18 protein-coding genes and 1 tRNA gene are annotated in these 18,527 nt (G+C 58.2%); 17 read left to right on the forward strand and 2 right to left on the reverse strand.

Features of this window, described 5'->3' with window-relative positions; all coding sequences use genetic code 11:
- The 5 genes from KUV86_RS00005 to KUV86_RS00025 all read left to right on the forward strand — a co-directional run.
- Window positions 1-3,483 (forward strand): hemagglutinin repeat-containing protein (locus KUV86_RS00005; protein ID WP_222483216.1); only part of this gene is annotated, 3,483 nt, incomplete at its 5' end.
- On the forward strand, window positions 3,473-3,877 hold the full coding sequence (locus KUV86_RS00010) for a hypothetical protein (protein ID WP_222483217.1): 405 nt from the start codon (window positions 3,473-3,475) through the stop codon (window positions 3,875-3,877). The genes KUV86_RS00005 and KUV86_RS00010, both read left to right, overlap by 11 nt.
- A gap of 369 nt (window positions 3,878-4,246) precedes the next feature.
- Window positions 4,247-5,362: a colicin E5-related ribonuclease gene (locus tag KUV86_RS00015; protein WP_222483218.1), complete on the forward strand. Its 1,116-nt coding sequence runs from the start codon at window positions 4,247-4,249 to the stop codon at window positions 5,360-5,362.
- 403 nt (window positions 5,363-5,765) lie between these two features.
- Window positions 5,766-6,149 carry a hypothetical protein gene (locus KUV86_RS00020; RefSeq protein WP_222163879.1) on the forward strand — a complete coding sequence of 128 codons (384 nt, stop codon included), beginning with the start codon at window positions 5,766-5,768 and terminating at the stop codon, window positions 6,147-6,149.
- Window positions 6,150-6,363: 214 nt separating this feature from the next.
- Entirely contained in the window at window positions 6,364-6,657 is a 294-nt protein-coding gene (locus KUV86_RS00025) for a hypothetical protein (protein WP_222483219.1), read from the forward strand.
- Between the two features lie 859 nt (window positions 6,658-7,516).
- On the opposite strand, the gene KUV86_RS00030 is transcribed toward KUV86_RS00025, so the two are convergent.
- Window positions 7,517-7,593, reverse strand: a tRNA-Pro gene (locus tag KUV86_RS00030).
- 205 nt (window positions 7,594-7,798) lie between these two features.
- Between KUV86_RS00030 and KUV86_RS00035 the strand changes: the two genes are divergently transcribed.
- From KUV86_RS00035 to KUV86_RS00065, 7 genes are all read left to right on the forward strand, one after another.
- Window positions 7,799-8,152 (forward strand): CidA/LrgA family protein, encoded by a 354-nt coding sequence (locus tag KUV86_RS00035; protein WP_206938478.1) that lies wholly within the window; start codon window positions 7,799-7,801, stop codon window positions 8,150-8,152.
- Window positions 8,152-8,880, forward strand: coding sequence for an LrgB family protein (locus KUV86_RS00040; RefSeq protein WP_206938480.1), 729 nt, complete (start codon window positions 8,152-8,154; stop codon window positions 8,878-8,880). Before KUV86_RS00035 ends, KUV86_RS00040 begins: the two co-directional genes overlap by 1 nt.
- Before the next feature lie 89 nt (window positions 8,881-8,969).
- Window positions 8,970-9,143, forward strand: a complete 174-nt coding sequence (locus tag KUV86_RS00045) for a DUF2970 domain-containing protein (RefSeq protein WP_206938482.1) — start codon at window positions 8,970-8,972, stop codon at window positions 9,141-9,143.
- Between the two features lie 247 nt (window positions 9,144-9,390).
- Complete coding sequence (coxB, locus tag KUV86_RS00050) at window positions 9,391-10,521, forward strand: cytochrome c oxidase subunit II (RefSeq protein ID WP_222483220.1); 1,131 nt, start codon at window positions 9,391-9,393, stop codon at window positions 10,519-10,521.
- A 96-nt stretch (window positions 10,522-10,617) separates the two neighbouring features.
- Entirely contained in the window at window positions 10,618-12,246 is a 1,629-nt protein-coding gene (gene ctaD, locus KUV86_RS00055; RefSeq protein WP_206938486.1) for a cytochrome c oxidase subunit I, read from the forward strand.
- A gap of 17 nt (window positions 12,247-12,263) precedes the next feature.
- A complete protein-coding gene (locus tag KUV86_RS00060; RefSeq protein WP_222483221.1) occupies window positions 12,264-12,896 on the forward strand; it encodes a cytochrome c oxidase assembly protein in 633 nt (210 codons plus the stop codon).
- Window positions 12,893-13,756 (forward strand): cytochrome c oxidase subunit 3, encoded by an 864-nt coding sequence (locus tag KUV86_RS00065; RefSeq protein ID WP_206938490.1) that lies wholly within the window; start codon window positions 12,893-12,895, stop codon window positions 13,754-13,756. Before KUV86_RS00060 ends, KUV86_RS00065 begins: the two co-directional genes overlap by 4 nt.
- Before the next feature lie 214 nt (window positions 13,757-13,970).
- On the opposite strand, the gene KUV86_RS00070 is transcribed toward KUV86_RS00065, so the two are convergent.
- Window positions 13,971-14,162 carry a DUF2909 family protein gene (locus KUV86_RS00070; protein ID WP_206938492.1) on the reverse strand — a complete coding sequence of 64 codons (192 nt, stop codon included), beginning with the start codon at window positions 14,160-14,162 and terminating at the stop codon, window positions 13,971-13,973.
- On the opposite strand from KUV86_RS00070, the gene KUV86_RS00075 reads away from it, so the two are divergent.
- From KUV86_RS00075 to KUV86_RS00095, 5 genes are all read left to right on the forward strand, one after another.
- Window positions 14,161-14,880 carry an SURF1 family protein gene (locus tag KUV86_RS00075; protein WP_222483222.1) on the forward strand — a complete coding sequence of 240 codons (720 nt, stop codon included), beginning with the start codon at window positions 14,161-14,163 and terminating at the stop codon, window positions 14,878-14,880. The genes KUV86_RS00070 and KUV86_RS00075 overlap by 2 nt on opposite strands.
- 23 nt (window positions 14,881-14,903) lie before the next feature.
- Complete coding sequence (locus KUV86_RS00080) at window positions 14,904-15,674, forward strand: hypothetical protein (protein ID WP_222483223.1); 771 nt, start codon at window positions 14,904-14,906, stop codon at window positions 15,672-15,674.
- Window positions 15,667-16,821, forward strand: coding sequence for a COX15/CtaA family protein (locus KUV86_RS00085; protein ID WP_222483224.1), 1,155 nt, complete (start codon window positions 15,667-15,669; stop codon window positions 16,819-16,821). The genes KUV86_RS00080 and KUV86_RS00085 overlap by 8 nt, the downstream gene beginning before the upstream one ends.
- Window positions 16,814-17,731 (forward strand): heme o synthase, encoded by a 918-nt coding sequence (gene cyoE, locus KUV86_RS00090; protein WP_222483225.1) that lies wholly within the window; start codon window positions 16,814-16,816, stop codon window positions 17,729-17,731. The genes KUV86_RS00085 and cyoE overlap by 8 nt, the downstream gene beginning before the upstream one ends.
- A 320-nt stretch (window positions 17,732-18,051) precedes the next feature.
- Entirely contained in the window at window positions 18,052-18,519 is a 468-nt protein-coding gene (locus KUV86_RS00095; RefSeq protein WP_206938501.1) for a DUF2489 domain-containing protein, read from the forward strand.
- Window positions 18,520-18,527: the final 8 nt, after the last annotated feature.

Below are 18,527 nucleotides of genomic sequence, written 5' to 3' on the forward strand. Positions count from 1 at the left end.
CAGGTGGCGGCGCTGACCCACGACATCGTCTGGCTGGAGGAGCGTCAGATCGACGGCCAGACGGTGCTCGCGCCGGTGCTGTACCTGGCCAACCTGGACAGCCGAGACGTGCGCGGTGGTGGGGTGATCCAGGGCCGTGACATCGACCTGATCAGCGGCGGTGACTTGGTCAACGTCGGCACCCTGCGCGCCACCCACGATCTTAATGCCTACGCTGCTGGGTCAGTGTTGCAGGGCGGCCTGGTCGAGGCCGGAGACGCCCTGAACCTCACCGCCCGCGACGATATCCGCAACGCCATGGGGGGACAGATTCGCGGCGATCGGGTCAGCCTGACGGCCCTTGAGGGGGACGTGGTCAACGACCGCCTAAGCGTGGCGGCTGGCACCTCACGGGACTATCGCAGCTATCTCGACCAGGGCGGCAGCATCAGCGCCCGCGATCAACTCGACATCCAGGCCGGGCGTGACGTGATCAATCGTGGCCGCCTGACAAGCGGTGCTGACCTGTCCGTGACCGCCGGTCGTGACATCGTGGCCGGAGCCGTGGTGGACGTCAGCCATTGGCAGGATGCCCGTGGTCGCGATTATCAGGACAGCGCCACGACGCTCGGCTCAACCACCACCGCCGGGGGCGATCTTACCTGGCAGGCCGGACGGGATATCGCGATCGACGCCAGTCAGGTCTTAAGCGGTGATGACCTGGTGCTGGCCGCCGGGCGCGACATGGCTATTGTCTCCGGTGAGGACAGCGACGCCAGCCGCGACGTCAGTCGTCGCCAGATCACCACTACCGATAACGTGACCCAGGTGGGCAGCACCCTTGAGTCGGGAGGCAGCGCGAGCCTTAGCGCCGGAGGCGATATCGGCCTGCTCGCCAGCCGCGTCGAGGCCGGCGAGGGGCTGGGCCTGGTCGCCGGCGGTGACATCACCCTGGCGTCTGCGGCTAACTCCAGCGAGAGCCACACCCGCAAGCCCAACAAGACCTACGACACCCGCACAGTGCGCCAGCAGGGCGGCGAGCTGGCGGCCGGCACCGACCTGACGGTGGCCGCCGGGGGCGATCTCACCCTGGTGGCAAGTACCGCCAGCGCCGGTGATGAGGCGTATCTGTATGCCGGTGGCGACGTGGTCCTGCTGGCTGCCAACGACGAGGATTACTCCCGCTACGAGAAGAACGAGAGCGGTGGCCTGTTCGGCGGTGACAAGCATCGTCTCGATGAAGTGCAGGACCTGCGCGCCCAGGGCAGCGAGATCGCCAGCGGCGGTGACCTGATCATCGTCAGCGACGGCGACCAGACCTATGAGGGCGCCCGACTCGATGCGGGCAACGATCTGGTGCTGGACAGCGGCGGCGAGATCACCTTCGCCCATGCCCGTGACCTGCATAGCGAGACCCACGAGAAGAGCTCGAGCAATGCCGTCTGGCAGTCGGCCAAGGGCGAAGGCGAGACCGTCGAGACCCTGCGTCAGAGTGAGCTGGTGGCCCAGGGGGAGCGGATCATCCGCGCCGCCCAGGGCGTCAACGTCGACATCGAGCAGGTCGATGAACAGAGCATCCACCAGACCATCTCCGCCATGGTCGAGGCCGACCCGAGCCTTGCCTGGTTGGCCGAGATGGAAGCCCGTGGCGACGTCGACTGGCGCGAGGTCAAGGCCCTCCATGACCAGTGGGACTATGACCACTCAGGCATGAGCGCCGCCGCGCAGCTGGTGGTGGCGATTGTGGTGGCCTACTACGTCGGCCCCATGGCCACCAAGCTGGTCGCGGGTGGTGCGACAACTGGCGCCCTGGCGGCTGGTGGCTGGGCCAATGTAGCGGCTGCTACCTCGCTCACCAGTGTGGCCAGCAATGCCGCCGTCAGCACCATCAATCAACAGGGGGACCTCGGCGAGGCTTGGGGCGACGTCACCTCCAGTGACGCCCTGCGCGGCTACGCTGTAGCGGGCATGACCGCCGGGCTGACCAACGGCCTGTACGACGGTTGGACCGGCACCCAGACCGGCCTGACAACTGGCCTTCCTAATAGCGGGACGGTCACAGGCGCCCCCCTTGGCACCTGGCAAGGGGCGGGTCAGTTCGGCGCCAACCAGCTCTTGCAGAACACCACCTCCGCGCTGCTGGACCGGGCGCTTGGCGGTGACGCTGCGCTGGGTGACGCAGTTCAAGTGAGCCTGGCCAACACCTTCGCCGCCGCTGGTTTTAACGCTATCGGCAATACCTCCCTTGAAAACGGCAGCCTGAACAAGGCCGCCCTGCACGCCGTCATGGGCGGCCTGGCCGCCGAAGCCGCAGGCGGTGACTTCACCACCGGTGCACTCGCCGCCGGTGCCAACGAACTGCTGGTCGACAAGCTCGCTGGAGAGTACAGCGACCTGGACCAGGCCGACAAAGGCCGGTTGCTGGTAATGAACTCCCAGATCATTGGCGTCATTGCCGCCGAGATCGCCAGCAACGACGACAGTGAGCTGCAGATCGGTGCCCAGGTGGCGGGGAGTGCGACGCAGTATAACCGGCTGCTGCATCCGCAGGAGCGGGAGGTTTTGGCAGACCGGTCTCGCGAGCTAGCAGCGGAGCGGGGTGAACCTAGTATTGGTGATCTGAGCTGGGACGATATGTTCGCACTGGTCTCTGGCGCTCAGTTGGACGCTAGCCAAACCACCGCCTTCAGTGACTTGCTCGCCAGCTTGGGCACATCCAGCAATGCAAACAACCCACAGTATGCGAGGTTCATGAGTGACCTTCAGGTCGCACAGGCCGCCTACAATGAAATAAGGCAACAGTATGCTGGGCAGCCGCTCAGGTGGAGTGATGGAGAAGTCATCATCGCTCACGGTGAGCCAGTGGTCATGTTCCAAGCAAGCGAGGCCCAGTACCAAGATGGCAGCCTGTTTGGAGCGGTGGATTCCAGCTACTGGGGAAGTGGGCTCGACTCACCGTATAGTTTGGGAGCAACTGTCCACCACCAGGGCGAGATGGCTTCGATTGGCAGCGCTGGCTCCGCCGATACCATCAGGGTGTATGATCAAGCCTACTGGAGTGCCATGGGGGGCGGCGCTGAAGTCGACACCACCGATGTTGATATTGTACTGACGCTATCGGGTGGTGGTGTTGCAGCCAAGGCTGCGGCGTCGGGGATCAGAAGGTTGCTGCAGTCGCGGCTGGTTACCAATGGATCAATACCGCTTAGTAGGTTAGGCGACTTTTTTGTTGATGGGGCTATTCCTAAAGCTAGTGAGTTGAAAGTGTGGGCTGAAAGCCAGGGGTGGGTTGCAAGCCAGAGTGCTAGAGGTCCTTTAAAGTACTTGGACCAGAACGGTGTTGCTCGCATCACAATAAAGGGCGGAAGTGAAAGAGCACCGGGTAGTGCTGCGCCTCACATCGAGGTTAGAAATTCGGCAGGGCAAAGGATTGATCCGAAGACTGGAGAGTTGACGAGTCGTCGCTCGCCAGGGAATCACACGGAGATTGAACTTGATATATAATGACGAGAAATATAAAAAATGGAATGAGTACTTTACTATTCAAGGTCTTAAGGATGTTTATCTTCAGGATAGTTATGTTCTGAAGATTGATAAAGGGCCTGATCATATATCTTTTTTCATGGATTTTGTATTAATGGAAACGCACTCTAAATACATTAATTATCATCCAGGTGAGCAGTATTGCTACAGACGCGGTGTTATCGAGTTCGCTGTGGTGGAGAAAGTTAATAAGTTCTATAACAGTTTTATGGTTTTTAGTGATCTATCAGAAGAAGCTGATATGGGGAATATTGATGTTTTTTTATGGAAAGGGAAAAGGTACATCCTACAAGGAGATTGGGGGGAGCTGGATGTTGAATGTGAACGTGTAATGGTATACTTATACGATTCTTGAACCAGATGGGCACGGTTTTCGGTCTCAATGAGCAAGTGGAACATGAGATTGATCAAGTAAGCTATCGCATGACTCGCCGGGCAGACTCAGCCTCCAGGCGCAATATTATTGGAGTGAAGGAGCGCAAGACTCCTGAAATAACGTAAGTTACGTCTCGGATGTTCAATTGGCCAGAAAGGGATGTCCGTTACTTCGGCCTAGCGCCGTAACGGAGTTGACGATCTGGTCAACGCCGGCGCCACTCAGGGGAGTGCGACGCAGTATAACCGGCTGCTGCATCCGCAGGAGCGGGAGGTTTTGGCAGACCGGTCTCGCGAGCTAGCAGCGGAGCGGGGTGAACCTAGTATTGGTGATCTGAGCTGGGACGATATGTTCGCGCTGGTCTCTGGCGCTCAGTTGGACGCTAGCCAAACCACCGCCTTCAGTGACTTGCTCGCCAGCTTGGGCACATCCAGCAATGCAAACAACCCACAGTATGCGAGGTTCCTGAGTGACCTTCAGGTCGCACAGGCCGCCTACAATGAAATAAGGCAACAGTATGCTGGGCAGCCGCTCAGGTGGAGTGATGGAGAAGTCATCATCGCTCACGGTGAGCCAGTGGTCATGTTCCAAGTAAGCGAGGCCCAGTACCAAGATGGCAGCCTGTTTGGAGCGGTGGATTCCAGCTACTGGGGAAGTGGGCTCGACTCACCGTATAGTTTGGGAGCAACTGTCCACCACCCGGGCGAGATGGCTTCGATTGACAGCGCTGGCTCCGCCGATACCATCAGGGTGTATGATCAAGCCTACTGGAGTGCCATGGGGGGCGGCGCTGAAGTCGACACCACCGATGTTGATATTGTACTGACGCTATCGGGTGGTGGTGTTGCAGCCAAGGCTGCGGCGTCGGGGATTAGAAGGTTGCTGCAGTCGCGGGTGGGAGGTGTTGGTAAAGTCCTTAATGTACCTGCAGAGGATGTAGCAATATCTATTGCTCCAAAGATTGAGCGGCAAATGGGGCGTAGAGGGTGGGACCGATCTTCGATTAGCGAAACGATTTTGGAACCCAGAAGAAAGGTTTCAACTTGTGATGTACGTCATAACCCTGAAATTGGTAGGAGGAATGATGATCCGGCTACAGCGTACATTAATAGTGACGGATCTTACGTAGTTAGGAAGATCGAACTGGGGATATTGTTCAGGTTTCAGATCGTACTGATCCTGATAGGAGATCTCCTTTTGATTGAGGTGAATGGAGTGGAGACTGACTATTTAACCATGAAGAATGCAGTTAACTTTCTTCATGAGTGTGAAAGTAAAAGAATCTTTGTTTTTGGTGTGGAGAGATTTTTATGTGGAGATGATGGAAACTTCCCTGATTTAGATGGAATCGCTGATTTTTCATCGTTAGGGGAAGAAAATGTATCTATGTCGATTATGTCGGCAAAGCAGTTTATGTCGTTGTTCGGGAGTGATGAGAATGAACGATTCAAGATTGTCTTTTGAGTTGTGAGTTCTAACCACCTTTTTCATCAAAGCGCTGAATAATAGTTGTTAGCTAAGGGTGGGCCAAGGGCAGATCAGCTTCTAAGTGCAACAGGATCAATGGGCGGATGGGGGAGCCTCATGACACTTCGCCAGGGATGCAGCTGCTGAGTGCTCCCCCCTGGCCGTGATTTCCACTGGTGGCACGTTCAGGACTGGCGAGGAAGTATATGTCGATGAGATTACGGACCGGACTGTGAACAGTTCGAGAGTTCGGGATGAGCGACAGACTGCTGTGGGCCGAGATGGTATCGCGGGTGATATTGGCGGGCATATTCAAGCTTGCCGTCATGGCGGCACCTGTGATCGTTTCAATCTGTTTCCTCAGAACTAGATTTTCAACAACAGCGCTTATAAGCGGTGGGTGAACGAAATCAACCTGTCTCTGCAAAATGGCGATGATGTGGGAAATGTGCCTGTGCGGCTGAACCGGGCCGATCCATGTAATCCGAGGCCGGATAGCATTGAGATCGAGTATCAGATCAATGGGCGAACCTTTACGCGTGATTTTGAAAATCAAGCGGGGGAAAGGGCAATGAACTCTATAGAAGAGCAACTGCAAGCCATCGATCAACTGACGTATGCTAGCTTGACTGATGTTCCGAGACGTGTGGTAAAAATTTATGATGCGAGCAATATAAGTAATGCTATCCGGCTAAACCACCAGCTTGCGGCGGAGGAAATTGCAAGCGGCCGTGGTTTGAAAAGCATATTGTTCAACAGTGCGAATTTTCAGGTTTTCAAATAGAAATACGTTAGCAATATAAAGATCATATTGAGAATGTTTTAAATAGTCCAAGCAGTGTTCGCCACACCCCCGATGGGAGGAGCTTCCATTTGCATGAAGATACGGGAACTGTGGTTGTTAGAAATCCAAATGTGCCAGATGGGGGCACTGCATTTCAGACACTTAATTGGACCGAATATGTCTCACAGCTCCCCACAAGAACGGAGCCATATTGATGGACGATAACCCTCTACTTTTAATCATAAAACGGGCTTTGCTTTCACTAGAGGAAAAGGGGGAAATTGTGGTGTGCTCTGCTACGCCGGACTTTCCAGCCGAAATTATACTTGAGGCGGTAGAGGCCTTTGTTCCAAATGTAGAAATTTCTTTAAATGAAAGGTCAAGTTTGAGATCTTTAGTCTTCCACTCAATCAAAGATACAGAGTTTTTTGATTGGGAGATGCAACTGCTGACAGGTCTTTCAGCAGATGAGTTTAGCGCTGTTGCTGAGAAACTCCCGAAAGGCTAGTTTTCAGGTCCAAGATGTTCAATTGAACATAAGCCGGCCTCTCCCAAACCTCTGTGAACCTGCGACGTTCGGGAGGGGCTGTGCGCCTCTCCTTGCTTTAGCAGTCTGTCTTGCTGTTTTACCCTATGATGAGAGAGGATTGTTTTTCCTGTAGGTTGTCTTTTGAAGAACTTTTCGTTTTTGTTGGAACGTTTCCACCGCAAAAATCTCGTGCTTCACTCGTGATAAATTCTTTAAAGGCTAGCGATGTCGTAGGGACTAATGGTAGTAGCTATGTTTACAGAGTGATTTATTAAGATGTTGAGAAAAATATTTCCATTGGAGTTGGTTCAAGTGGATTTGTGGTTAGGGCAAGCCCTGTAGGTAAATGGAAGTCATCGCCATGACTAGATTATATTTAATGTGTGAGTTTCTGGCTAGTCCAATTTTCTGTCCTGATATAGAGAGTATGGGCCATATTGGTATCGAAAACCTTCCAATCTCTATTGGACTTTGACGTAGAATTTTGTTGTGGGACTACACATATCAGGGCACCTATTGTGATGACTATCCCCCTGACTCCGGGTTTCAGAGTCGAGAGGAAGAGGTTGCACACGATAGAGAAGGGAATAAGTTAGCGAAATTTTTACAGCAAGAGCTCGGAAGTGACTACTCGGTGGAATACAAAGGCGTGAACTAATTTTGCCTCATTAGTCCTAGATTCACGGAATAACCGTAGCACTTTGGGCAAGGGTGGGGCATGACCCGGTGATGAGGTAGCGGGTGCCACCATTGCCTCCAGGCTGAATGAGGTCATGTCTTCAGACACAAAAAAAGCTCCGACGCGGAGGGCGCAAGAGCTTTTTTCATAAGTATTCAGTGGTCGGAGCGACAGGATTCGAACCTGCGACCTTTGCAACCCCATTGCAACGCGCTACCAAGCTGCGCCACGCTCCGACTTGGCCTTTGGGCTCTGTGACCGTCTGGCCTGTCCCCCGAAGACGAGGCGTATACTAGCGCGTTCATTTCGAAATGAAAACCCCTTTTTGCGCTTTTATTTCAATTGGTTGGAAATTGACCGCTGGTGATGGTCAGCGCTGCCCAGTTTGTCTGTGCTCTGACACACTATAGGGAGAGTAAACAAGGTGCGGAGGGGACGCGGATGCCGCTGATTCTGGGAATGAGCCTATTGCTGGGCTGTCAGTTTGCGGGTGAATTATTGGCTCGGCTGTTGGGGCTGCCGATTCCGGGGCCTGTTATCGGGATGGTCATACTGCTGGTGGGTCTGACGATCCGCGGCAAGGTACCTAAGAGTCTGCGGACCACGGGTGAGGGGCTGCTGCGTTACCTGACGCTGTTGTTCGTGCCTGCCGGGGTGGGCTTGATGGTGCATGGTCGACTGATTGCCAATGATGGCGTGGCCATCGCGGCAACTCTGGTGCTGTCGACCGCGCTGACATTGGCGGTAACGGCCTGGGTGATGTCGTCGCTGGCGACGCGCAGGGGAGGTCGCTAATGGAAGCCTCTGCCCTGGATGAACTGTGGGTCTATCTGTCAGGGAATCCGCTGGTCTCGCTGCTGGTGACGCTACTGGCCTTTGCCCTGGCCGTGCGCATCAATCGTTGGCTGGGTGGGACGCCGCTGCTGCATGCGGTGACGCTTAGCATTGCGCTGATCATTACCTTTCTTCTGCTGACTGGGATTGACTACGCGACGTACTTTGAAGGCGCTCAGTTCATCCATTTTCTGCTGGGCCCGGCCACCGTCGCTCTGGCGATACCGCTTTACGATCACCGAGAGCGGGTGCGCCAACTGCTGGTGCCACTGTTGGCCGCCTGTGGCGCGGGTATCGTGACGGCGGTGGCCTCGACGCTGGGTCTGGCGCTGCTGTTCGGCGCGTCTCCGCAGACAGTGCTGTCGCTGGCACCTCGTTCGGTGACGTCGCCGATTGCCATGGGGGTGGCGGAGCAGATTGGTGGTATTCCATCGTTGGCGGCGGGCCTTGTGCTGATTACCGGCTCCATTGGATGTGCCCTGGGGCCTTTCATTTTTCGCATGCTGGGCGTTCGTGATCCGGTGGTGCAGGGCTTCACCATGGGACTGGCGGCGCATGGCTTTGGTACCGCCCAGGCTTTTGCCAAGCTCGGTGCCATGGCGGGGGCCTTCTCTGGACTTGCCATGGGGCTCACAGGTTTGGTGACGGCCTTTCTGCTACCGGCGCTGGTAGCACTTTTCGGACTATGACCTTCGTCTAATGCGCAACGCAAACTGTCTCCGGCTGAACTATGGTCAAGCGAAGGACGAGGGATGACTTGACCTGACCGGAGGTCGCGATGTGGAAGACCATTACGTCTGTACTCGCCGCCTTCTTTGGCGTTCAGAAGGAATCCCGACGGCAGGAGGATTTCACCTCTGGCAAGGCGTCCAGTTTTATCGTGGTAGGCATCCTGGCAGGGGTGCTGTTTGTGGTGGTACTGGTAGTGATCGCCACCTTGGCGGCGGGGTAGTGACTCCACCGTCGAGGTGGCGATCTGCGTTGTGGCACCTGGTGTTGGGGAAGTGGGTGATGCGCTACCGGGAAGTGCCGGGTCAGGCAACAGCGCGGTGTTGCTTGTCGGATGCATCAGGTCATGACGGATGCGTCAGGTGAAGATCCAGGGAATTCGCCGATCAGCCCCCATCTACAACCGGCCACAGACATTACACGACAGACGAATAACAACCGATGTATCACACAGGCTCCAGGAGGCATCGATGCGCATACGCCACGTATGGATGACTGCAGGAATGCTGGTTGCAGCGCTGATGACCGGAGTGAGCGGTCCTCTCCTTGCGGCTGACTGGAACATGCCGGTCGGTGTCACTGACGTGAGTCGTGAAGTGCACTCCTTGCACATGACGATTTTCTGGATCTGCGTAGTGATTGGCGTGGTGGTCTTCGGCGCCATGTTCTATTCGCTGTTTCGCTACCGCCATTCCCAGGGGGCCAAGGCCGCCACGTTTCATGAACACACCACGGTAGAGGTCATCTGGACCGCGCTGCCTTTGCTGATTCTGGTCGGCATGGCGGTACCGGCCACGGCGACGCTGAAGAAAATGTATGACGCTTCTGACGCTGATCTCGACGTCATGGTCACGGGCCAGCAATGGCGCTGGCATTACAGCTATCTGGGTGAGGATGTCGACTTTACCTCCAATCTTGCGACCCCGCGGGAACAGATCACTGGTGACAGCGCCAAGGGGGACCATTACCTGTTGGAAGTCGATGAACCGTTGGTATTGCCGGTGGGCAAGAAGGTGCGCCTACTGCTGACGGCAGATGACGTCATCCACTCCTGGTGGGTTCCGGAGCTGGCGGTCAAGCAGGATGCGGTGCCGGGATTCGTCAACGAGAACTGGGTAAGGATCAACGAGCCGGGCATCTATCGCGGCCAGTGCGCCGAGCTATGTGGCAAGGATCACGGTTTTATGCCCGTGGTGGTCGAGGCGGTGGAGCAGGAGCAGTTCGACACCTGGCTGGCACAGCGCAAGGAGGCCGCCGCCCAGGAGGCGCAGGGCGTCGACCGCGAGTGGAGCATGGATGAGCTGATGGCCAGGGGCGAGCAGGTGTATGGCTCGATCTGTGCGTCTTGCCATCAGGCTGATGGCAGCGGACTGCCGCCGGCTTTCCCCGCCCTGGCGGGTAACCAGGCGCTGCTGGATGATCCCGGCCGACATGTCGACACCGTCGTCAACGGTGTGTCGGGGTCGGCCATGCCGGCGTTTCGCACCACGCTGAATCCTGTCGAGATAGCCGCTGTCATCACCTATGAACGTAATGCCTGGGGCAATGACTCGGGCGAGGTCACCCAGCCCGCCGAGATCGCCGCAATGCTGGCCGAGTGACGCCCCGTGCGTCACCCAGCCTCGATACACAGATTGACGTGACACGCTGACACCTGGTCCGTGTCGGACGGACTGCCAACCGGGGAGAACTTCGCCATGGCGTCACTGCCTCCCAAGCATCGTCTGCAATCCTCCGCAGCGGATAGCGCTGCGACAGGCCAGCACGAGCATCATCGACCCCGCGGCCTGATGCGGTGGGTGCTGACGACCAACCATAAGGAGATCGGTACGCTGTACCTGATCTTCTCCTTGACCATGTTCTTGATCGGCGGTGTCTTCGCCCTGGTGGTGCGGGCCGAGCTGTTTCAGCCAGGACTTCAGCTGGTTCAGCCTGAATTCTTCAATCAGATGACCACCATGCACGGGCTCATCATGGTGTTTGGCGCGGTCATGCCTGCCTTCGTGGGTCTTGCCAACTGGATGGTGCCGCTGCAGATAGGGGCTCCGGACATGGCGCTCCCGCGGCTTAACAATTTCAGCTTCTGGCTGTTGCCGATTGCCTTTACGCTGATGCTGAGCACACTGTTCATGCCTGGCGGCGCGCCGAACTTCGGCTGGACATTCTATGCCCCCCTGTCCACGACCTACGCACCTCCGTCCACCACCTTCTTTATCTTGTCGCTGCATATTGCCGGAATCAGCTCGATCCTCGGCGCCATCAACATCATTGCGACCATTCTCAACCTGCGTGCCCCTGGGATGCGCATGATGGACATGACCTTGTTCGTTTGGACGTGGCTGATCACCGCCTTCCTGTTGATCGCGGTGATGCCGGTCCTCGCAGGCGTTGTCACCATGATGCTGATGGACATTAATTTCGGCACCAGCTTCTTCAACGCGGGGGGCGGCGGCGATCCGGTGCTGTTCCAGCATCTTTTCTGGTTCTTCGGGCATCCCGAGGTCTACATCATGATCTTGCCGGCGTTCGGCATCGTGTCGGTGATTATCCCGACCTTTGCGCGCAAGCGGTTGTTCGGGTACGCCTCAATGGTCTACGCCACGGCGTCCATTGCCATCCTGTCCTTTCTGGTTTGGGCGCACCATATGTTTGTCGTCGGACTGCCATTGGTCGCAGAGCTGTTTTTCATGTACAGCACGATGCTTATCGCGGTACCCACCGGGGTGAAAGTGTTTAACTGGATCACGACACTGTTTCGCGGCTCTATCAGCTTTGAGCCGGCGATGCTGTTTGCCATTGCCTTTGTCGTACTGTTTACCATCGGAGGTTTCTCGGGCTTGATGCTGGCGATCTCACCAGCAGATTTTCAGTATCACGACACCTACTTTGTGGTGGCTCATTTCCACTATGTACTGGTGCCAGGGGCGGTGTTCTCGATCATGGCGGCGGTCTATTACTGGCTGCCGAAGTGGACCGGCCATTATCCGCACCTGCGGTTGTCTCAGTGGCATTTCTGGCTGTCGGTCATTGGCGTGAACCTGACGTTCTTCCCGATGCACTTTTCTGGTCTCGCTGGCATGCCACGGCGTATTCCCGACTACTCGCTGCAGTTCGCTGACTTCAACATGGTGTCGAGCATCGGTGCCTTCATGTTCGGCCTTTCGCAGCTGCTGTTCGTGGTGATCGTCATCATGTGTGTAAGAGGTGGCAAGACCGCGCCCGCCAAGGCGTGGGACGGGGCTGAGGACCTGGAGTGGACCGTGCCAAGCCCGGCTCCGCTGCATACCTTCGAGCACCCGCCCCAGTATCGACCGGTCGAACACTGACGTGCGGGAGATCGCCCATGGTGAATGTCGTCGAGGAGCGCAGGCCGCAGGTGCGACGCACCGTCATCAAGACCCTGGTGGTGCTGGCGGGTATGTGCGTCTTTGCCTTCGCGCTGGTGCCCCTCTACGACGTCTTCTGTCAGGTGACGGGGCTGAACGGCAAGACGGCGTCCAGCGCTCAGTCTCTGGTGCACCAGGAGGTGGATGCCGAGCGTACCGTGACCATGCAGTTCGTGACACGTGGTGCGGCTGGCCTGCCATGGCGGCTGGAGGTGGAGGAGCGACAGATCCGGGTGCATCCAGGGCAGAGCGCAGAGGTGCACTTCACCTTTCGCAATCTTGGTGAGCGCTCGCTGGTGGCCCGAGTTGTGCCAAGTGTGACGCCGTCGCCGGCATCGCTACATCTCCGCAAGCTGGTGTGCTTCTGCTTCGAGAACCAGCGTCTGGCGGCGGGCGAAAGCTTTACGGCGCCGCTGGTGTTTCAGCTGACGAGGGACTTGCCGCCCGAGATCAAGACCGTGACGTTGGTGTACACCCTATATCCCCAGGAAAACGACACCGTAACAGCCGCGATGCCGGACGATGGCAAGCACATTGACGCTGTGGCCACACGGCGCTGGGCGGACAGGTTCTCAGGAGGTGAAACATGAGTGGTGGCAGCTACTATGTTCCCGCAACCAGCAAGTGGCCAATTCTGGGCTCTCTGGCGATGGGCGTGATGATGGTCGGAGGCGGCACCTGGCTGGTACATGGAGCCGTGGGGTCGCCGCTGATGCTGGCAGGGTTGGTGGGGATTCTCGCCGTCATGGTGCTGTGGTTTCGCGATGTGATTCGAGAGTCCATGGCAGGCCTGTACGACGCGCAGATGGATCGCTCGTTCCGCTGGGGCATGGGCTGGTTCATCTTCTCTGAGGTCATGTTCTTTGCGGCCTTCTTTGGCGCACTTTTCTACGTGAGAACCTTGGCACTGCCCTGGCTGGATGGCGAAGGCGCCAAGGGGGTGACGGCGCTGCTTTGGCCTGATTTTTCGGCCAGCTGGCCATTGCTCGATCCGCCGGATAGCCGCATTTCGGGACCCGCGGAGACTCTCAGTCCGTGGCAGCTGCCGCTGGTCAACACGCTGTTGCTGGTGTCATCCAGCATCACTCTTACCGTGGCTCATGAAGCGCTGAAGATGGGGGAGCGACAGGCAACGCATAACTGGCTGTTCGGCACCGTACTGCTGGGGACCTGCTTCATCATTATTCAAGGAGTGGAGTACTACGAGGCCTACCATCACCTCGGGCTGACCCTTGAAGCCGGCATCTACGGTTCAACCTTCTTCATGCTGACAGGCTTTCACGGCCTGCACGTCATCATCGGCACCATCATCCTCGCCAGCATCCTGCTGCGCATACGCAAGGGACACTTCAGTGGCGCCAACCACTTCGGCTTCGAGGCCGCAGCTTGGTATTGGCACTTTGTCGACGTGGTATGGCTTGGGCTTTTCATCTTCGTCTACGTCTTCTGACGCTGACAGGCACCGGGTGATGGCAAGCCCGCGTCCCTCGCCTCAAGGCACATGGGGGGCGAGACCAACAAGGCTGAAGCGGTCGAGAAGAAGTGGACTGAGACAGGGCTTGCTGGGATAGGGCTGACTGAAACAGGGCTGAATGAGACAGGGCTGACTGAAACAGACATGCTCAAGACAGAAAACGACCCGGGCGGGTCACGGACTGATCGGTTCAGCCAAGCGTGCCGCTGGCAAAACCATAGATCAACAAGCCCAGGAGCAGGGCAGCCAAGCCAACGCGGATCTTGAGTGAGATCAGCAGGCGGCGAGATTGACTGTCGTCCTTGAGCAAGAATCCGACGCCTGCGGCCAGGCTGGTCAGCATGGCAATGAAGACGATCAGGATCAGGGATTTGAGCAGCATGGCAAGCGTCCGTTCCGGTGACAGTGAGTGGCGGTGGTCGCCCCGATTGGTGGTGTGGTGCGTGCTCTGCGCAGCGCTGATCGTGCTGGGAGTGTGCCTGGGACTATGGCAGTGGGAGCGGGCTGCCGACAAGCGCCTCTATCTGGAACATCGCGATACGGCACCGACGGTGCACATGCCAGAGACAGTACCGCCAGACGGCGCAAGAGTGTCGTTACAAGGGCGGTTTATGGGTGCCGAAACCCTGTTTCTGGACAATCGCACCCTTGGTCAGCAACTGGGTGTGGCGGTGCTCACACCCTTTGTTGACCTGGAGGGACGGCGTTGGTTGGTGGAGCGCGGGTTTATGGAGACCGGCGTTTCAAGGATGGCACCGAGCGCTGATACGCCAGAGGGTACGGTCACGATCAGCGGCGAATGGCAGATCGACAGCCGCCGTGCGCCACGCTTTGGTGACAATCTCGAGGGCACTCGGTTGCAGCGAATCGAGCTGGCCAGCTGGCAGCAGCCTTTCACCTACCCCGGCTGGCTGCACCAGCGGCAAGGCGAGGGCCATCTGCTTGATTGGTGGGTGCCCAGCGTCATGCCCCCCGAGCGCCATCTTGCCTATGCGGTGCAGTGGTGGGCCTTGGCAGGGGTCGCGACGATCGCTTTGGTGGTGGGTGCCAGGCGGATGCGACAGGACCAGCTGATCAAGACAGACCTTGATGCACGGTAGCGACCGAAAATACGGGAGGGCCCATGACGGCATTGGCATGGCAGCGCACGAAACTGATCGCTCTGATATCGATCTTCGTGGCACCGATGTTGGTAGCGTGGATCATGGCCGAATGGCGTATCGGCATCCCCGTTGAGCGAACGGCACACGGCTCGCTCGACAGCCAGGTGCCGGTGTTGTCGGAGTGGCCCATCGAGGCTCTGGAGACGGGGCAGGGGGTGACAGGGTCTGCTGATGAGGACAGCCAGGCCAGCGGCGAACCCATGGCGAGTTCAAGGGCGTGGCGGCTGGTGTTTGATTGCGGTAGTGGCTGCCAAGCAGATGCTGACCGTTGGTGGCGGTTGCACCGTGCATTGGGTAAGGAAGCGCATCGGCTGACCAGGCTTCGCATTGGCGGAACGCCGCCTGCGTTACCCGGCGAATCCCTCTGGCGTTGGTCGACGGTGCCAGAGTGGAGTGGCCAAGGCAGAGCGTGGTTGCTGGATCCCGTTGGGAATGTGGCAGTGGCCTATGCCGATGGTACAGAGACCAGGGCAGTGATGGATGACATCGAGCACCTGTTCAAACGCAATCCAGAGTGGCCAGCCGCGGCAAGGCATCAGCAGGCTACGCCTGGGGTTGCCGGCGCACTTGATGGGCCTCCTTCGATGTCCGGATCAATGTCTTTTCTCGGTGGTCGCGTTGATGCAATCGCTATAGCTGGCGCTGAGGCCTGGGCGGAGACGCGGCCAATGGCCTTGTCTAGTGCACAGGCTTTTACGTCGCTGGTCAGCAGGGAGGTGGCCCATGAGTGATCGGCGGCTGTTCTGGTTGCGAGTGTTGAGCCTGGCGGGGGCCGCTTTCACGGCGGTGGTGATTCTGGCAGGGGCATGGACCCGGCTGCTTGATGCGGGGCTTGGCTGCCCGGACTGGCCGGGCTGTTATGGCAACTTCATGGTGCCGGATGCTGACCAAGCGCTGCGACACAGTCCCGACAGTCCGCTTGATGCCACCAAGGCCTGGATGGAGATGATCCATCGCTATCTGGCCAGCGGGCTGGGATTGCTGGTGGTCAGCCTGCTGGTGATCGCCTGGCCTCACCGTCGACGGCAAGGCATGCCCTGGCGCCAGATGCTGCTGCTGTTTGCAGTGTTGATGGTGCAGGGCGCCTTTGGCGCTTATACCGTTACCCTCAAGCTGTGGCCTCAGGTCGTCACCTTGCATTTGCTGGGTGGACTGTCTGTGATGAGCCTCTTCGTCTGGCTGCATCTTCGCATGAGGCGCCTGGCCCGCGGCCAAGGTGTTGGCGAAGCGCGTCGGCCCGGTCGTGTGCTGACCATCGCGTTGTTGCTACTGGTGATGCAGCTGGCATTGGGTGGCTGGACGTCGAGCAATTACGCCGGACTGGCCTGCCAGGGGTTTCCTACCTGCAACACACAATGGTGGCCGGAGACCGATTGGGGGGAAGGTTTTCATCTCACCCAGGCAGTGGGGCCCACTTACCTGCATGGGGCTTTGCATGCTGAGGCGCGAACCACCATCCACCTTGCCCATCGCCTTGGAGCAGGATTGCTGGGCATCGCCTTGATGGTCGTCGTGGTCTGTTACTGGCGGCGTCGCGAGATGCGGCCCTGGCTGGCGAGCTTGGCTGCCGCGCTACTGCTACAAGTCGCACTGGGCGTGGCCAATGTGCTGTGGTGGCTACCCCTTGGCCTGGCGTTGCTGCATACAGCAGGGGCGGTATTGCTGGTGTTCACGTTCACTCTGGTGGTCTGGAAACAGCGCTACAGCACGGCCGTGGTGGTCCGCCAACGTCGACCAACGTCGCTGGTGCTGGCTGTGGATGACCTGGACGCCGACCGGCGGCGAGTCGGCAGCGCAGGCTCTTTGATACCTTCACGCTCTGGGCAAGATGTCGGTAGTGAGCCCCAGCGCAAGAAGCGGGGGTGGCTACATGCGTGATGGCCAAGCGGTAGGTTCCGGCATGGCGCCTGTGTCCGTATGGCGTGACCTGTTGGTGCTGTGCAAGTGGCGTGTCGTGGCGGTGATGCTGGTCTGTGTCCTGGTGGGCATGCTGCTGGCGGTGCCCTTGCCGCCGCTCGATACGGTGGTGCTCGGTCTAATGGGGATTGGCCTGTCTGCGGCCGGAGCCGCAGCGATCAATCATGTGGTGGATCGCAAGCTCGATGCCAGAATGGGGCGCACCGCTCGCCGGCCGCTGGCCTCAGGTCGGCTATCAACGCCCCTGGCATTAGGGTGGGCGCTGTCGCTGTGCGTGGTGGGGGTAGGGGTGCTGGCCATCGCCGTCAATGACCTGACGGCCTGGTTGACCTTGGCCTCGCTGGTGGGCTACGCGCTGGTGTACACCGTCTTTCTCAAGCGGGCCACACCGCAGAACATCGTCATTGGCGGTGTTGCCGGGGCCGCGCCACCGCTGCTGGGCTGGACCGCGGTGACGGGCACCATGGCGCCCGAGCCACTGTTGCTGGTGCTGATTATCTTTGCCTGGACACCTCCGCACTTCTGGGCCCTGGCGATCTACAAGCGAGACGAGTACGCCGAGGCCGGAATTCCCATGCTGCCGGTGACCCATGGCCTGGACTTTGCGCGTTTGCAGGTGTGGCTTTACGGCTGGCTCACGGTCGCGGCGACGCTGTTGCCATTTGTCATTGGCATGAGTGGATGGTGGTACTTATGCTGCGTCCTGCTGCTGAATATACGGTTCATGCATTGGAACCTGAGGGTCTGGCGTGGTCGCGATGAACAGGTGCCGCTGCAGGCATTCTGGTTCTCGATACGCTATCTGTTGGGCGTGTTTCTGGCGTTGCTGAGCGACCACTACCTGTCTCTGGTGCTGACACTCTGGGCCTGATGCTCTCTTTCAGGTTCGCCCTTGCAGATGGGCTCTTAGGTATTCCCGGGATTTAGGCCCGGGTGTTAGGTCTCGGGCTTAGGCGTCAATTTCATGCCTCGGTTTTGGCCTTCAATGTTAGGGCTCGGTGGTAGGTCTGGGGCATGGGTTCATCTGATCGTCACTGATAGCCGCTATGCTTCCTCGAAAGGGGGCCGAGACCGACTGCCGCTGTGCAGGTCTGCTGGCGCGGATGGGGGCGTCCGCCCTCGGCGAAATCGGTTCCGCCCATTGTCAGGATGTGTAGAATGCGCCCTTTGACCATTGCAAAGGGGGCTTCTATGTCCACGACGCTTGCACTTGTCCTGCTGGGAATTGGCTGTGCCGTGATTGCAGGCATGGGCGGGTACGCCTGGTCACTGCGCAAGGAAGTGCGTCGCCGCGAGGCCTTCCGTCAAGACGAGGAACGTCGCGCGCGGGAAAACGGCCTGGAAAATCTCGGACTGGTTGCGTCGGCCCTGGTGCAGCGACAAGTCGATGTGACAGAGGGCTGCTGGCGCCTTAAAGTCCTGTTTGAACTGATCGACCCTGCGCTGCTTGAGCGGCGCGAGTTTCGCGTTGTTGCAGAGGTGTACGAGCAGACACGGCATCTGCACACGCACCAGGCTCGTCAGGCACTTACACCGAAAGAACGGTTTGCCGAGGACAAGCAGAGGTTGGCCGTGGAAGAGGCAAATCGTGAGGATGTGCTGGCTGCGGCACAGGCTGCGCTGGATTTTCAGGCCCGTTACCCCGACAGTCTCAATTGAGCGATCTC

The organism is Halomonas sp. DP8Y7-3, assembly GCF_019801675.1.
In the GTDB taxonomy this organism is placed as follows: Bacteria; Pseudomonadota; Gammaproteobacteria; order Pseudomonadales; family Halomonadaceae; genus Halomonas; species Halomonas litopenaei_A.

Bases quoted from the DNA above. Each gene is read 5' to 3' on its own strand.
- KUV86_RS00085 (WP_222483224.1), top strand. From the start codon at position 15,667: ATGAGTGATCGGCGGCTGTTCTGGTTGCGAGTGTTGAGCCTGGCGGGG.
- KUV86_RS00045 (WP_206938482.1), top strand. From the start codon at position 8,970: ATGTGGAAGACCATTACGTCTGTACTCGCCGCCTTCTTTGGCGTTCAG.
- KUV86_RS00015 (WP_222483218.1), top strand. From the start codon at position 4,247: ATGTTCGCGCTGGTCTCTGGCGCTCAGTTGGACGCTAGCCAAACCACC.
- KUV86_RS00095 (WP_206938501.1), top strand. From the start codon at position 18,052: ATGTCCACGACGCTTGCACTTGTCCTGCTGGGAATTGGCTGTGCCGTG.
- KUV86_RS00060 (WP_222483221.1), top strand. From the start codon at position 12,264: ATGGTGAATGTCGTCGAGGAGCGCAGGCCGCAGGTGCGACGCACCGTC.
- KUV86_RS00065 (WP_206938490.1), top strand. From the start codon at position 12,893: ATGAGTGGTGGCAGCTACTATGTTCCCGCAACCAGCAAGTGGCCAATT.
- ctaD (WP_206938486.1), top strand. From the start codon at position 10,618: ATGGCGTCACTGCCTCCCAAGCATCGTCTGCAATCCTCCGCAGCGGAT.
- coxB (WP_222483220.1), top strand. From the start codon at position 9,391: ATGCGCATACGCCACGTATGGATGACTGCAGGAATGCTGGTTGCAGCG.
- KUV86_RS00070 (WP_206938492.1), bottom strand. From the start codon at position 14,162: ATGCTGCTCAAATCCCTGATCCTGATCGTCTTCATTGCCATGCTGACC.
- KUV86_RS00075 (WP_222483222.1), top strand. From the start codon at position 14,161: ATGGCAAGCGTCCGTTCCGGTGACAGTGAGTGGCGGTGGTCGCCCCGA.
- KUV86_RS00025 (WP_222483219.1), top strand. From the start codon at position 6,364: ATGGACGATAACCCTCTACTTTTAATCATAAAACGGGCTTTGCTTTCA.
- KUV86_RS00040 (WP_206938480.1), top strand. From the start codon at position 8,152: ATGGAAGCCTCTGCCCTGGATGAACTGTGGGTCTATCTGTCAGGGAAT.
- KUV86_RS00035 (WP_206938478.1), top strand. From the start codon at position 7,799: ATGCCGCTGATTCTGGGAATGAGCCTATTGCTGGGCTGTCAGTTTGCG.
- cyoE (WP_222483225.1), top strand. From the start codon at position 16,814: ATGCGTGATGGCCAAGCGGTAGGTTCCGGCATGGCGCCTGTGTCCGTA.
- KUV86_RS00080 (WP_222483223.1), top strand. From the start codon at position 14,904: ATGACGGCATTGGCATGGCAGCGCACGAAACTGATCGCTCTGATATCG.